The 15,292-nt window shown below is 34.4% G+C and carries 11 protein-coding genes; 10 read left to right on the forward strand and 1 reads right to left on the reverse strand.

The annotated features are described in order from the left end of the window. Positions 1-42 precede the first annotated feature (42 nt). A complete protein-coding gene (locus tag AC1Q7L_RS18350; RefSeq protein ID WP_073174717.1) occupies positions 43-636 on the forward strand; it encodes a phage tail-like protein in 594 nt (197 codons plus the stop codon). A gap of 449 nt (positions 637-1,085) precedes the next feature. Continuing rightward, on the forward strand, positions 1,086-2,537 hold the full coding sequence (locus tag AC1Q7L_RS18355; protein ID WP_073174718.1) for a hypothetical protein: 1,452 nt from the start codon (positions 1,086-1,088) through the stop codon (positions 2,535-2,537). A gap of 173 nt (positions 2,538-2,710) precedes the next feature. Here AC1Q7L_RS18355 and AC1Q7L_RS18360 read toward each other — a convergent pair whose 3' ends face one another. Beyond that, a complete protein-coding gene (locus tag AC1Q7L_RS18360) occupies positions 2,711-2,845 on the reverse strand; it encodes a hypothetical protein (RefSeq protein ID WP_262484369.1) in 135 nt (44 codons plus the stop codon). A 630-nt stretch (positions 2,846-3,475) separates the two neighbouring features. Between AC1Q7L_RS18360 and AC1Q7L_RS18365 the strand changes: the two genes are divergently transcribed. The 8 genes from AC1Q7L_RS18365 (at position 3,476) to AC1Q7L_RS18400 (ending at position 15,290) form a co-directional block, all read left to right on the forward strand. Continuing rightward, on the forward strand, positions 3,476-4,831 hold the full coding sequence (locus tag AC1Q7L_RS18365; protein ID WP_073174719.1) for a sigma-54-dependent transcriptional regulator: 1,356 nt from the start codon (positions 3,476-3,478) through the stop codon (positions 4,829-4,831). Then, positions 4,832-5,974: an FIST signal transduction protein gene (locus AC1Q7L_RS18370; protein WP_073174720.1), complete on the forward strand. Its 1,143-nt coding sequence runs from the start codon at positions 4,832-4,834 to the stop codon at positions 5,972-5,974. It begins immediately after the preceding gene. A 2-nt stretch (positions 5,975-5,976) separates the two neighbouring features. Then, the gene (locus AC1Q7L_RS18375) at positions 5,977-9,498 is read left to right on the forward strand and encodes a PAS domain S-box protein (RefSeq protein ID WP_073174721.1); all 3,522 of its coding nucleotides are present in this window, start codon (positions 5,977-5,979) and stop codon (positions 9,496-9,498) included. A gap of 125 nt (positions 9,499-9,623) precedes the next feature. Further along, complete coding sequence (locus AC1Q7L_RS18380; protein ID WP_073174722.1) at positions 9,624-10,064, forward strand: response regulator; 441 nt, start codon at positions 9,624-9,626, stop codon at positions 10,062-10,064. Positions 10,065-10,071: 7 nt separating this feature from the next. Further along, positions 10,072-10,803 (forward strand): polysaccharide biosynthesis/export family protein, encoded by a 732-nt coding sequence (locus AC1Q7L_RS18385; protein WP_073174723.1) that lies wholly within the window; start codon positions 10,072-10,074, stop codon positions 10,801-10,803. A gap of 9 nt (positions 10,804-10,812) precedes the next feature. Then, a complete protein-coding gene (locus tag AC1Q7L_RS18390) occupies positions 10,813-12,954 on the forward strand; it encodes a GumC family protein (protein WP_073174724.1) in 2,142 nt (713 codons plus the stop codon). A gap of 3 nt (positions 12,955-12,957) precedes the next feature. Further along, positions 12,958-14,184, forward strand: coding sequence for a lipopolysaccharide biosynthesis protein (locus tag AC1Q7L_RS18395; protein WP_073174725.1), 1,227 nt, complete (start codon positions 12,958-12,960; stop codon positions 14,182-14,184). Then, positions 14,175-15,290, forward strand: a complete 1,116-nt coding sequence (locus AC1Q7L_RS18400; RefSeq protein ID WP_073174726.1) for a glycosyltransferase family 4 protein — start codon at positions 14,175-14,177, stop codon at positions 15,288-15,290. The genes AC1Q7L_RS18395 and AC1Q7L_RS18400 overlap by 10 nt, the downstream gene beginning before the upstream one ends. The last annotated feature ends 2 nt before the right edge of the window (positions 15,291-15,292 follow it).

The raw sequence follows: 15,292 nt of genomic DNA on the forward strand, positions 1-15,292 counted from the left end.
TTAAACCTTAACAGCACTTTTTAAACAATTAAAAAAAACGAAATGCACAAATTAATTATATCGGCTTTTATCCTTTTGTCAACACTCGCCTATGCGCAAGTGGCAATAGGAAAAACAAGTGTTACAAACGCAACAGTCTCTTTAGAATTTGGAGTTAGTGATGTTACCAATGGTTACAAAGGAATCCTGCTTCCTTGGGTTTCTACCGTTGCCGGAGCTCCAAATGCAACCTACACCGGTCTCACAAATCCTGTAGATGGAACCATCATTTTTGATATATCCGATAAAAAAGTAAAATACAGAAAAGCAGGAGCATGGTCTGATCTTTCTAAAAATGAGATCACTACAGTAAATGGCATTGCCAATTATGACACCACAGGAATTATAAATACCACTTTGCAAGATAATTTAACAGAAAATTCCACTGCGAAAGTGATGATAGGAGGAAATCCATCTACGGATGCCACTACAGGGATTTTGGTATTGGCCGATACCAACAAGGCAATGATCCTACCAAAAATGGCTTCCCCACACCTTAATATTCAAAATCCACCAGCAGGAATGATGGCTTATGATACATTTGCTAAACAATTAGCCGTATTCAATGGTAAAGTGTGGAGTTTCTGGAAGCCGTAAAATAAATTCTAATAGATAATTTGTCGACAACTATTTTACTAGAAATTTAGCAAGCGAAGGCATATTCAATATTTATGTGCGGCATTTACCAATTAAAATCTGTGGTAGTAAAATTTTAGAAATATACTATGCGTAATATATTAATTAATAAAATATTCCAGGATATAATTTTAATATATATATTCAAACATTTACGTGTCATTTGATTAGCAAAATAAACACATTAATAAAATGCAATCTAAAATAAAAAAACAACAATAATATAACTGAAACATTATCTATATTATATCATATTTAATCTATATTTTTAACAAAATTAAAGTTATTAGACATAAAATGATTTTCTTCAAAAAAAATTCATCAACCATTATAAATTCATTAATTAACTCAGGATGTTAAATTTAAAAAATTTATGTTTTTTTATTATTATCACAACATTTCATGTAAACATGCTTACAGCTCAAAATTTAGCTCCAAAAGTAATTGACTCTTTGTCAAAGGTGTCGTGGGGAGAAGTAAAAAATAATAATTATGTGGCATTTATTAAGACACAAAAATATTTATTGAAAGAATCGCAGAAGATAAATTATTCCAAAGGCATTTCTAAAGCTTATTTTAATATTGGCATTTCAAATAAAATGGTTGGTGATTTCAGCGAAGCAATTAAAGCATTTAATAATTTTAAAAAATGTCAATATTCAAAAGTAAGATATGATATGCTTGCAGAAGCAGAACGACACATTGGAGACTGCTATTATCAACAAAATTTATTTGAAAATGCTATTGACAAGTTCAGATCAGCTATACGCATTGGCAAAAATTCAAAAAAAATGGAAAATGTGATTAATGCTATTAATTATAATAATATTGCTGGAGCAATAGATGGAAAATCTGGTGATAAGGACTCCGTTTATCATTACATAACCAAAGCATATTACTATATAAATCTTGCAAAAGATCAAATTCCAGATTCTGATAAATATACTTTAAAATCTTCAATAGCAATAAATTTAGGAGACATATGGAATGAGAGAAAGAATCAAGATTCTGCTGCTTACTATTATACTAAAGCCCTTGATTACAATAAAATTAATGACAATGTAGGTACAACGATGATCATCAACCACCACATTGGAAATTTTTACCTGAATAATAAAAAATACAAGATTGCCGAAGAAAAATTTTTAGTGTCCATCAAACTTTCCAGTGAATCAAAAAATATATATGTCCTCAGAGACAACTATAAAAGTATTTTACAGTTGTACAAAGAGACTGAGAATAAAAAAGAATACCAAAAATATTCCGAACTTTATATAAAAGTCAATGATATTATTACATTACTAGAAATTAAAAGTAAAAAGGCATCCGTCGATAATATCATACAAGACAAAAACGAAATTTTCCAGCAGAAAACCACCAAATTATACTTGATAATAGGTAGTATTTTGCTTTTAATAATTTTAATTGCTTTGTACGTCAACTATTTTCACACTAAAGTAAAAAATGGTCAAAACGACATCATTAATTCTTCTAAAATTCAGCTAGAAAATAAGCGAGCAATTATTGAAGAAAAAGAACAGGAGACAGAAAGATTAAAGTCAATGCTGAACGTTGCTTTTGATGATGTAATAAATCTAGCAAAGGAAAATAGTGCCCACTTTTTCACCCGCTTCCAAGAAGTTTATCCCGCTTTTTGTGAAAATCTTTTACAGATAAATCCAAATTTGGTATCAAGTGAATTAAAGTTCTGCGCTTATATATTTCTCAATTTTTCAACCAAAGATATTGCCCTATATACTTTTACATCACCGAAAACTGTTCAAAACAGAAAAAATAGTATAAGGAAGAAACTCAATATTTTATCTAACGAAGATATATACAAATGGATCAAAAATGTATAAAACGAACTAAATATCATATTATAATTTCTAGTCTTTAGTTATGTAATTATAATATTAAATAAATTGCTTACCAAGATTATATTTTTTTAACAAATGTTGTCTATAGATAGCATACAAAGTCAAATCTGAATTAAACTGACTACTGAATGAGTCTCCTTTGATGTAGATAATATTTAATCCAAAGATGGATTAAGCCGCTTGATGAAAGTAGCTCTTTCTTTGCCAAACAAAGAGTCGGAAGTATCTGTATTGGATATTTTTTTATAATCTAAACCTAATTTCAATTGCTCGCCGAAAATATATTCCATAAATTTAAGTGAGAATGAAATTTGTTTTCTAAAGCTTAAGAATTTATATTCTCTTCGATTGTTTAAAACAATTCTAAAGTGTAGGTTCTTATTACATTAGAGAAGTAATAAAGTTAAAAATATTGTGCTAAAAAGTTCAATTTATTTTTTTCAAACAACGGAAATAAATTGAAAACTTACTATTCCAATGCCGATTGCTATAAGTTTTGAAAATTAAATTGCATTAAACACAAACTAAAAGAATTTATTTGATAAAATTGGTCAAAACTTTGAATGGCATCTGTCTGGTAAGAACCTTATGATCAAATTAAATCTTATCAAAATTTTACTCAATTATATCTAACACATAAGATGGTGATAGCTCTTTTGCCAAGATTGTCACTATACAAATTTATCTCTACGCCTGATTCTTCAATATTTTGGACAAAGAAGTATATGAAAAATCAATAGGGTATAAAAATGATATTCCAAAATAATAATTATGGGATATCCGGCTTTGATAAATCCATTCATATTTACAATTTATTGAATACAAGTAAATAAAACACACCAATCATATTAAACATCTAAATAATAATTCATAAGTTGATGAAAAATCCTTATTTTAGTAATAACTAAAACTAAAACCAAATGGGGACTTTCAAAATTTTCATAGTTGACGATGACCCTTTTTTCGGAGAAATGCTGAAATACCATCTCCAGTTAAATCCCGACTATGAAATCCATCTTTATATGACTGCAAAGGAATGCCTTTCGGGCCTTTTTCTTAATCCTGATATCATTTGTATTGATTTTGGACTCCCGGATATTCAAGGGGATGAACTTTTTAAACAGATCAAACATCTGTATCCTGATCTTCCCATCATTGTTATCAGCGGACAGGAAAACATAGAGGTGGCAATCAATTTTCTCAAACAGGGAGCAAAAGATTATATCGTAAAAAATGAGCATACAAAAGAACTCCTGTGGAGCTCTATTATAAGGCTGAAAGAAAATATCTCGCTGAAACAAGAGGTGGAAGACCTTAAAGATGAACTTGAAAAAAAATACACTTTTGAGAGCACTATCATTGGACAAAGCGAATCTATAAAGGGTATATTTTCAAAGATAAACAAAGCTTTAAAATCTAGTATCAATGTTTCAATTACCGGAGAAACGGGTACAGGAAAAGAAGTGGTGGCGAAAGCCATTCATTATAATTCACCTAGAAAGAACAAGCCTTTTGTAGCGGTAAACATGGCTGCTATTCCTAAAGAACTTGTAGAAAGCGAATTTTTCGGTCATGAAAAAGGGGCATTTACAGGAGCTGCGGAAAGAGCTTCCGGAAAGTTTGAACAGGCTAATGGAGGAACCATTTTTTTGGATGAGATCGCAGAGCTTGATCTCAATATCCAAAGTAAACTGCTCCGCGCTCTACAGGAAAGAGAAATTACAAGAGTAGGGGGAAATCAGAAAATAAAACTGGATGTAAGAGTAATTACAGCAACCCACAAAAATCTCGCCCACGAAGTAAAAAAAGGCAATTTCCGGGAGGATTTGTATTACAGAATTATAGGCTTACCTATTGAAATCCCTCCCTTACGGGAAAGAGAACAGGATACTTTAATTCTTGCGAGACACTTTATAGAGCTATTTTCAAAGGAAAATAAAATCAAACCTTTAGGATTATCTGCTGATGCTAAAAAAAAGCTTCTTGCCTATAGTTTTCCCGGAAATGTAAGAGAATTGAAATCTATCATTGATCTGGCCTGTGTAATGTCTGACCATCCTGAAATAACGGCAGATGACATTAGTTTTTATACCCTTGAAAAAGATTCAGAGTCTTTTCTCGACGGGCAAAAAACATTGAAACAATATACTACAGATATCATTTTACACTTCCTGAAAAAAAACAATAATGATGTGATTAAAACATCAAAGGCTTTGGATATAGGCAAATCAACAATTTATAATCTTATTAACAATGTTGAAATAAAAAAATACTAGATGAAAGTTGCCAAATTACTTTTTATAAACGGAGAATGCAGACATGAAAGGAATGATGAAAATCTTGACTATCAAAAAGCTCAACTGGTAATAGGATACGGAGCAAGACACCTTATTGAAAGCAATGATTTTTATTTTCAGCTAAAGGAAAAGTTTCCCTATGCAGAGATTGCCTTATCATCATCGTCCGGAGAAATTTTCTGTAATGAAGTATATGATAATACAGTAACTGTTACTATTATCAGTTTCTTAACATCTCATATTAAAACTTCACAGATTAATATAGAAGACTTTCCGAACAGCTACGAAGCTGGAAGAACCCTTATGGAAAAGCTTCCTAAAGAAAACCTTAAATGGGTATTTGTTTTATCAGATGGCAGTCGCGTCAATGGCAGTCAGCTGGTGCAGGGACTGAACGCCGGACGCCCTGATCGTGTATTAATTTCAGGAGGATTAGCCGGTGATGGGGACAAATTTGAAAAAACAGCAGTTGGCCTAAACCAGGTCCCTTCATCTAATCAGATTGTAGCAATTGGTTTTTATGGAGAAAATCTGGAGTTATCTCATGCATCATACGGAGGGTGGGAAAGCTTCGGGTTGGAAAGAACAGTTACCCGTTCTCATCATAACATTCTATATGAAATCGATAATAAAAATGCCCTTGATCTTTATAAGAAATATCTTGGAAAATATACAGAAGAACTCCCGGGTTCAGCACTTCTTTTCCCTCTTTCGCTTCAATCTGACAATACCTCCTCTCCGGTTGTACGTACTATCCTTTCTATTAATGAGAAAGATAATATGATGGTCTTTGCAGGCGACCTTCCAGAAGAAAGTAAAGTAAGATTTATGAAGGCCAACATGGACCGGTTGATTGGTGCGGCCAATGATGCGGCTAGTGAATGCCTTAAAATAAGTCATAATAAACCTAAAATGGCAATTATTGTAAGCTGTGTCGGAAGAAAATTAGTTTTAGGAGACAGGACTGCTGAAGAAGTGGAAATGGTGAGAGATGTTTTTGGCCCTGACACCCTCATTACAGGTTTCTATTCATATGGAGAGATATCCCCTCTGGAGCCCTTTGATGATTGTGCCTTACACAACCAGACTATTACCATTACCACCGTTAACGAAACTGAATAAAAATGGAACCTGAATTTCACAACCTTTTAAAAAGACAGATCAACAAGTATCTTACAGAGGACTGTAAGTCTCAGCCGCAGTTCAAAAATTTCATTAATGCTGTTAATCAGTCTTATCAATCTTTTGAAAGAGATAAAGAACTCATGGATCATGCTTTTAAACAAAGTGAGGAAGAGTATCGGGAAATCTACATCAACCTTAAAAATGAGAACATTTTAAAGCAAAAGTTGATCTCCAATCTTTATGAGTCCATCAAAATTCTTGATCCTAAGATTGAACATCAGGATTCGGAAGACCTGACTGAGTTGTCCTCCTATGTATCTGAACAGCTAAAAAAAAGAATCTTCCTGGAGAAACAGCTTAATCAGCAACTCCAATTTCAGAACCTGTTAATGGATATATCTTCTGAGTATATTAATATTCCTTTTAAAAAGGTGCCACAAAGTGTCCAGAAATCACTTCAGGAAATGTCCGAATTTGTGAAGGCAGACAGAGCTTATATTTTCAGTTATGATTTTGCAAATAACACCTGTTCAAACATGTATGAGTATTGCAATGAAGGAATCAGTACTCAAATAGACAATCTTCAGAACGTACCTCTTGGCATCATCAGTGAATGGGTGGAAGCCAACCAAAAAGGGGAAAGTATTTATTATCCCGATGTTCAGGAATTGCCGGAAAGCAATCTAAAAGACCTCTTAAAGGAGCAGGACATCAAAAGCCTACTTGTAATCCCTGCCATGTTACAAAATGAATGCCTGGGCTTTATAGGTTTTGATTTTGTCAGGAATTATCATACAGTATCACATACCGAGAAAAATCTCCTTACCATATTTACTCAGGTTCTTGTGAACGTAAGGGAGCGCATCATTCTTGAAAGAGACCTTTCCAGAACAGTGGAAATTCTGAAAAAGCTATTGGCGAATCTCCAGTCCGGAATCTTAATGGAAGACGAAAAGAGACAAATAATCTTTACCAATGATTTGTTTTGCAAAATGTTTAATATACCTATTTCCGCCGATGACATGATTGGAATAGATTGTACAAATTCTGCGGAAGAGTCTAAAGCTTTGTTTAAGAATGAAGATTATTTTGTCAAGAGAATTAATGAAATACTTAGGGAAAAGAAAATCGTAACCAATGAACTTCTGGAAACCCGGAATGGGAAGTTTTTAGAGAGACATTATATTCCTATCTTCATTAAGGATCATTACAAAGGACATCTCTGGAAGTATAATGATGTAACGGAACGGGTTGTTACCCAAAACCTCCTAAGACAAAGTGAAGAACGCAACAGAATGATCATGGATTCTGCCATGAGTGCCATCATCATTACCAACCACAAGGGGCAAATCACTTTTTGGAATAAAAGTGCGTCTTCTACTTTCGGTTGGACAAAAGAAGAAGTAGAAGGTAAAAAAATTCTTGAAAAAATTATTCCGAAAGCAGATAAAACGCTCCACACATCAATGCTGAATAAACAGCTGGAACGAAACATTATCAAAAAAAACGGCGAAGAACTTACAGTAGAAATATCAGTTATTGCTGTAGAACAGGATGATAACAAATATTTCTGCTACTTCATCAAAGATATTTCTGAAAGAAAAAGAGCTGAAGATCGCATCAAGAGACAAGAGGAAAAATACCGGAACATCATTGCCAATATGAATTTGGGATTGCTGGAGGTAGACAACAACGAAACCATCCGCTATGCCAATCAAAGTTTTTGTGATGTATCTGGCTATGATCCGGATGAGTTAATTGGCAAAAGTCCTTCACAGCTATTTGTATACGGAGACAATAATCTTGAGTTTGTAAAAGAGCAGATCCTATTAAGAAAAAAAGGAGTTTCAAGCGTATATCAGCTTCCTGTAAAAAATAAGAGAGGAGAAATTAGATGGTGGGCAATAAGCGGAGCGCCCAATTATGATGATAACGGTAATCAACTTGGTTCAATAGGAATCCACCTTGATGTTACAGACCAAAAAAAACTGGAAGAAGAACTAAAACAGGAAAAAGCTAAAGCATTGGAGGCATCCAAAGCCAAGGAAGTCTTCCTCGCCAATATGAGCCATGAAATAAGAACACCTCTTAATGCTATTATAGGTTTTCTACGAGAGTTGCAAAGAATAAGACTTAATGCCACCCAAAAACAGTTTGTAGAAAACAGCTATAATGCTTCGCAACATTTGTTATCGATTATTAACAATATTCTTGACATTTCCAAAATCGAATCCGGCGAAATGTCTCTGGAAAGCAAAAGTTTTTCATTGCAAGAAAGTATCGAAAATGTTATTACCATTCTACAACCTAAAGCAAAACAAAAAAAATTACAACTATACGCTGTTTTTTCAAAGTCCCTCACCCCTGCTCAAAAAGGAGATTCTTTAAAGATAGAACAGATTCTGTATAATATTATGGGCAATTCATTAAAATTTACTGATAAAGGTGAAATAAAGGTGGATTGTACTGTTCTTAAAGACTTTTCCCGTTATCAGACAATCTCTATCTGCATTTCTGATACCGGAATCGGAATGAGTGAAGAGTATATAAACAATATCTTTAAAAAATTCAATCAGGAAGACAGCTCTATTTCCAGGAAATATGGCGGTACAGGTCTTGGAATGACAATTACCAAAGAGCTGGTCTCATTAATGAAAGGAAAGATTGAAGTAAATAGTGAGAAAAATAAAGGAACTGCTATAACCATCACTTTCAATGTTGAAAAAGGAAATGAAGAATCACCTTCAAAATCTTCCCAAAAGAAACAGAAAATTTCTATTCAGGGAGTTCATGTATTGCTAGTTGAAGATAATGAACTGAACCAGCTGATTGCTGAAAATTCTCTGAAACATTTCAAATGCAGCGTTACAAAAGCGGACAATGGCAGAATGGCAGTAGATCTCTTAAGGAAAGAAAAGTTTGATATTATTCTGATGGATATCCAGATGCCTGAAATGGATGGTATAGAAGCCACCAAAGTATTACGGGAAGAACTTGGAATCGAAACACCCATTATCGCCCTTACCGCAAACGCTTTCAAAACCGAGATAGACAACTGTATCAGTGCAGGAATGGATGACTATATTACCAAACCGTTTATTGAAGAGAACCTGCTTAATATTATTCACAAATACACCAAAATTCAAAGAAGAACCAACACAACGATATTCAATATGAGCAAAACACTTTATGATCTTAAAAATATACAGATCCTCAGCAGAGGAGATGAGGATTTTATTCAGAAAATGCTTTCCATATTCATTTTGCAGACCCAGGAAACAATTCCTTTGGTAGAAAAAGCATTTGAAGAGAAAGACTATGCAGAAATAGCAAGGCTTATCCATAAGATCAAGCCCAGTATAGAAGGCATAGGTATATATTCCATTAAGGAAGAAGTAAAGCAGCTGGAAGTATCAGCAAAAGAACAGCATACAGATCTTGCTGAACTGTATGTCCTATTTGAAAACATAAAAAAGATTCTTATTACCGTAATAATCCAACTGAAGGAGGAGATTAAATAATGAGAAACCATCCAAAATCAAGACTCAATTCCATATTTTGGAAAAAGACAAATGTATAAATTGCTGATTTTTAAATAATTAAATACAGGCACAATAATAGACTTATTATTTTCAAATTAAAAAAGATGGAAACAAATAGTCAAAATTTAAAGTTCTTTATTGTAGATGATGACAGATTCTGTGCAAGTGTATATGAGCAGTATTTGAAAAATCATCATTATGAAGACATTATTTGCTTCAGCAGTGGCGAAGAATGTCTTGATGAGCTTCATCAGAAACCAGATGTTATTTTTCTGGATCATAACATGGAAGACCTGAATGGCTTTGAGGTCTTAAAGAAAATCAAACGTTTTGATCCCAACATTTATGTGATCATGGTCTCTGCACAGGAAAACATCGATACTGCTGTAAATGCACTTAAATACGGAGCATTTGACTATCTGGTAAAAGATGCGAATGTCTGCGAAAAAATGACAGAAACTATAGACAAGATCTTGAAAATAAGAGAAGAAATGTCTCAAAACAAATTAAAAGGTTTCCGCAAATTCTTTTCAATTTTATTTTAAAAAAATTATGGTAAAAAAATTCATCATATCATCCATTTTCATGCTGTTGCTTTTTTCCTGTAAAACATATAATGTGCTGGAAGAAGAGCAGCCATCACGAACTATGCAGGATTTTAGTTTCGACCCGAATTACGAATACAGAATCCGCAAAGACGACAAAATAACACTTTCAGTTTGGGGACAGGACGACCTGAGTGTGGGATCCGTATATGGAATCTATAACTCTAACGAGGTCTATGGAAAATGGCTTTTGGTGGATATTAACGGAAATATTGAAATTCCAAAATTAGGAACAACTTCTGTGATTGGCAAATCTTTGCCTGAACTGAAGGAAGACATAAAAACCAAGCTTAAAAAATGGCTTGTGAATCCGATTGTTGATGTGAAAGTTCTTAACAAAGAAATTGCCGTGATGGGTGAAGTACGAAATCCCGCAGTGATTCAGGTCGATAAGGATCAGAATACATTACTTGAGCTTATCTCAAAAACAGGAGGTTTTGAAATGTACGCCAACTTAAAATCGGTGAAAATTTTAAGACAGGAAGGCGAAAACGTAAGGGTTACCAACATAGACCTTACCAAAATGAAAGATGTTCCTAATCAAAATATTATGCTCCATCCGGGAGACTATGTTATTGTACCTTCTAAGAAGAGCAAGGACTTTGATAAAAGAGTCTCTACTATTATTCCTTTTACAACAGTTACCTCCGCAGCAGCAATACTCATTGGGCTTCTATAAAAAACGATCATGAATAACGAAAATGTCCGGTTTCTGAAACCTTTGCTAAGAGGTTTGCCCATTGTCATCCTGGCAATGGCAATTTCTGTATTGGCGGCCAAAAAGTACCTCAACTATGTAACACTGATGTACGAAAGTACAGCAAAACTAAAACTTGCCGATACCCAGCAAGGCGTTCCCAGTGCCAATCTTTTTAAAGATTTCGATGTGTTTGCCTCTGCCAACAAAATCAGTACAGAGATCGAGGTTTTGAAATCGACCTCACTGATAGAGAAAACACTTTCGAAGCTCCCTTTATCTACAGAAATCTACAGAAAGGGAAAGGTTCAGTCGGTTGAGCTTTTTAATGATTCGCCTATTAAAGTAGCCGCGACCTTCAGTGATGATAAAAATAATGATAAAAAATTCCTGTTAAACGTTCTATCCAAACAAACCTACTCTATTACCGTTCCCGGTACTATCACACCGAAAAAGGGAAATTTCGGAACTCCGGTTCATATAGCTAATGGGCAAATACTCATCAGCCTTAATGAAAATTACATCCATTCCAGACCAGATGTTAAAATCATCGATCAATATGAAATTGAATTTTTAAGCAGAGAAAAACTTCTGGACAACATCAATAAAAACCTAGATATTGTTTCTGTGGACAAAGACGTTCCGGTAATCAGAATCAATTATAAAAGCAATGTACCCGAAAAAGCGGCATTGATCGTCAATACCCTTGCCGAAACCTATATTCAGGATTACATTGAAAATAAATACCGTGCCGCCAATACTACTGTAGATTTCCTTAACGGAGAGATCGGGCAGGCCAACCATAAACTTTCTGATGTAGAGAATCAGATTGAAAACTACAAAAACAAAGAACATATCATCAATATTCCGCAGGAGACCGAAACGGATCTAAGGAAAATATCCCAGCTCAAAATCCAGAAAAGCAATCTGAAAATGAGCCTGGATGCGATAAAGGATCTTAACGGATATATTACGCAGGGTAAAGACAATTATCTGGATCTTGCCACCAATTTTGAGGCCTTTAACGACCTTCTTTCCACGGAAATGATGAAAAATATAAAGCAATTACAGGCAGAAAAAAAAGATCTTCTTCTCACCTACACCCCTGAACATGAAAAGGTAAAAATAATAGATACTAAAATCAAAGATCTTACGGACTACCAAACCGAAAGCATTAGGAATACACAAAAAAATCTACAAATCAAATACAATGATATCGATCAGGATATCCGCATCGCTGAACAGTCTTTTGTAGGCTTACCGGAAAAAGAAAAACTCCTCAACATCATGAACAGAGAGTTTAATCTGTATGAAAAAAATTATAATTTTCTTAATGAAAAGAGAATAGATGCTGAAATTGCCAAAGCAGCGAAAATTTCATTTCACAAAATTATTACCAGAGGAGAGATTTCTACCCATCCTGTATCTCCCATGCGTTCCATCATTATCATTGTGGCTGCTATGATGAGCATGATCGGTTCTATTGCTCTTATCTATGCCATCCATTTTGCCAAAGCAAAAGTAAATGATGTCTATACGATCGAGAAAAACAGTTCCATCCCCATCGCTTTCACAACACCATTTATTAAAAAAAGAGAAAGAATACCTTATTATTTTCTTGAGAACATTCTTGAAATGGAACTTAAAGGCATCATCGCAGAAAAAAATATCATCTGTATCACTTCCTATGACAATCCCGAACATCATACCTTCCACGTCAAAAACCTCATCAAAGCACTACAGATGCAATCAAAAAAAGTTATGGTGGTGGATGTTTCCAATACCTTGAAAGATATTCAGGCAGAGCATTATATCAATTTTTCCGGGGATGAAAATCTTAAACTTACCTCAACGGATATTCACAACATGATCCGCGAGAAAATAAAAAGTACAGACCTTTGTATTATTAATAATCAAGCCATCAGACAAGGGAAAATGCCGCTTCTTTTTCTGAAAATTGCCGATCAGAATCTTTTCCTTTTAGACAGCCGGAAAACTGCTGCCAAAAGTATTATGAGTGTAGAACTGCTAAAAGATGAATATAAGCTTGATAATCTATGGTTTATCCTTAATAAAGAAGGCTACAATCCGAGTATTCTCACAACCGTAAAAAAATTAATCCAAAAAAAATAAGCGGTGAAAAAGCTGAAAGAAATAGCGTCCAAACAATCATCTCTGGTCTTCACAGATCAGCTGATATTCAGTGGATCCAACTTTCTGCTCACTTTTTTGCTGGCGAGGAAACTTAGTATTTCAGATTTTGGTTTGTTTTCTTCCGTTCTTTTGGTAACCTATCTACTTGTCGGGATCTGCAATGCAGTTATTGTACAGCCGTTTCAGATTTCAGCAGCAAAAGAATTCAGCCGAAAATCACTGGGATTTGTTTTTCAGGCTGCTTTGCTATTGATTTTTGTTTTTGCTTTGCTATTGTTTACAGCCAAGTTTTTGCCTATTTCCGCCATAGAATTTTTTAAGAACAACTTATCAGCGGTTATTCTTTTTACAACTGCCTATATTTTTCAGGATTTTGTCAGAAAGATCTTATTGACGGTTGATCACATTTACCTTGTACTTTTTATTGACAGCATTTTTCTGGCTGTTTTCCCTTTAATCTGGTTTGAACAGAATCTCAATGTATTTAAAAGCCTGTATATCATAGGTATTATTAATTTTATAGCATCCATTCCGGGAGTCATCTACTTCATAAGAAATTCAGACTTTAGCTTCAAAAACAGTTCACTCTTCCGCTATCATTTTATGGAAGGGAAATGGCTCCTGAGCGCCTCTGTTGTACAATGGTTTTCAAATAACTTCTTTACTCTGGTCGCAGGTATTTATCTTGGTATTAATGCCTTGGGAGCATTAAGGCTTGTGCAGTCTTTTTTTGGAGTCATCAATATTGTTCTGCAGACTGTTGAAAACTATTACCTCCCGAAAACGGCTCAGCTTCATTATCAGAATAAAGGACAGGAAAAAAAAGAACTTCTAAAAAATATGTCGAAAGGAATGGCAGTACTGGGAATTCTTATTGCCGGCTTCTTTATCTTTTCAGAACCTCTTATTACTTTTCTGGGAGGGCAGAAATATCATCAGTATGGTTTTGTTATCCGGCTAATATCCGTTTTGTATATCGTTATCCTCTACGGCTACCCTACCCGAATTGCCATCAGAATTTTGGAACAAAATAAAGCTTTCTTTATCGGTTATTGTATCTCTTTTGTTTTCTCGCTCCTGAGTTTTCATTTTCTCTTAAAGTATTTTGAACTGTATGGAGCCGTTTCAGGACTTGTGATCAACCAGATTCTAATGATTGTGTACTGGAAGATCCTTCTTAACAAAAAAAATATTTCTGTATGGGCATAGTGCATATTATATTAGGTAAAGCCAATCCCGAAAAAATGAACGGGGTTAATAAAGTTGTGTACAATCTGGCAACTCAGCAGGCAGAAAAATCCGGGAAGGTAGAAGTGTGGGGAATTGCTGAAAATACAGAGGTTAATTATCCTGCAAGAAATTTTAAAACCAAAGTTTTTCAAAAAAGTCAGAACCCTTTTTCTATTCCTCAAGCCCTTACAAAAGAAATTTTGAGTGCAGATCACAACACCATTTTTCATCTTCATGGAGGATGGATTCCCGTATATTACTCTTTAAGTGAATTCCTGAAAAAACATCAACGCAAATTTGTAATTACCCCTCACGGCGCTTACAATACCATTGCCATGAACAAAAACAAATGGGTAAAAAAAATCTATTTAAGGTTTTGTGAAAAGAAGGTAATCGGAAATGCAACCAAAATACACTGCATCGGCGAAAGTGAAATAGAGGGACTCCAATCTATATTTCCGACAGACAAAACCGTTCTTATCACGTATGGATTCGACAAAATAGTCAACAGCTTTCCTGAAAAAGCACACGACAGCACAATCCTGTTCGGTTTTATCGGAAGACTGGATATTTTCACCAAAGGACTGGATATTCTCATGGACAGCTTTTCAGATTTTATCAAAGAAATTCCTGATGCAAAGCTTTGGATCATTGGAGACAGTAATGAAAAGCATCAACTTCAGCAAAAAATAAAAAATCTTCAGCTTGAAAAAAAAGTGGAACTGTTGGGAAGTAAATTCGGAGATGAAAAGAATTCGCTGCTGAATCAGATGGATGTCTTTGTACATCCCTCTAGAAATGAAGGTCTCCCTGTTTCGGTCATAGAAGCCGCCAATTTTGGAAAACCTTGTATCGTAACCCAAAATACCAATATCGGTTATTTAATTGATGAATATGGTGCCGGTATTACCATTCCCTACCCTGATAGGAAATTATTACTCCAGGCTATGCGCGATATGTACGCAATATGGACAGACAAAAACCAATACAACACAGCTTCTCAGAATGCGCTGAAAATGGTTGAAAAAGCATTCGATTGGGAACATATTATCACTGAAATGAATTCCGGACTTTATCATCTATAGAA

The sequence above is a fragment of the Chryseobacterium sp. GW823-FHT05E08 genome, assembly GCF_058795655.1.

What these genes read in the sequence shown, in the direction of transcription:
- AC1Q7L_RS18350 (WP_073174717.1), top strand. Translation starts at nt 43, where the DNA reads ATGCACAAATTAATTATATCGGCTTTTATCCTTTTGTCAACACTCGCC.
- AC1Q7L_RS18355 (WP_073174718.1), top strand. Translation starts at nt 1,086, where the DNA reads ATGCTTACAGCTCAAAATTTAGCTCCAAAAGTAATTGACTCTTTGTCA.
- AC1Q7L_RS18360 (WP_262484369.1), bottom strand. Translation starts at nt 2,845, where the DNA reads ATGGAATATATTTTCGGCGAGCAATTGAAATTAGGTTTAGATTATAAA.
- AC1Q7L_RS18365 (WP_073174719.1), top strand. Translation starts at nt 3,476, where the DNA reads ATGGGGACTTTCAAAATTTTCATAGTTGACGATGACCCTTTTTTCGGA.
- AC1Q7L_RS18370 (WP_073174720.1), top strand. Translation starts at nt 4,832, where the DNA reads ATGAAAGTTGCCAAATTACTTTTTATAAACGGAGAATGCAGACATGAA.
- AC1Q7L_RS18375 (WP_073174721.1), top strand. Translation starts at nt 5,977, where the DNA reads ATGGAACCTGAATTTCACAACCTTTTAAAAAGACAGATCAACAAGTAT.
- AC1Q7L_RS18380 (WP_073174722.1), top strand. Translation starts at nt 9,624, where the DNA reads ATGGAAACAAATAGTCAAAATTTAAAGTTCTTTATTGTAGATGATGAC.
- AC1Q7L_RS18385 (WP_073174723.1), top strand. Translation starts at nt 10,072, where the DNA reads ATGGTAAAAAAATTCATCATATCATCCATTTTCATGCTGTTGCTTTTT.
- AC1Q7L_RS18390 (WP_073174724.1), top strand. Translation starts at nt 10,813, where the DNA reads ATGAATAACGAAAATGTCCGGTTTCTGAAACCTTTGCTAAGAGGTTTG.
- AC1Q7L_RS18400 (WP_073174726.1), top strand. Translation starts at nt 14,175, where the DNA reads ATGGGCATAGTGCATATTATATTAGGTAAAGCCAATCCCGAAAAAATG.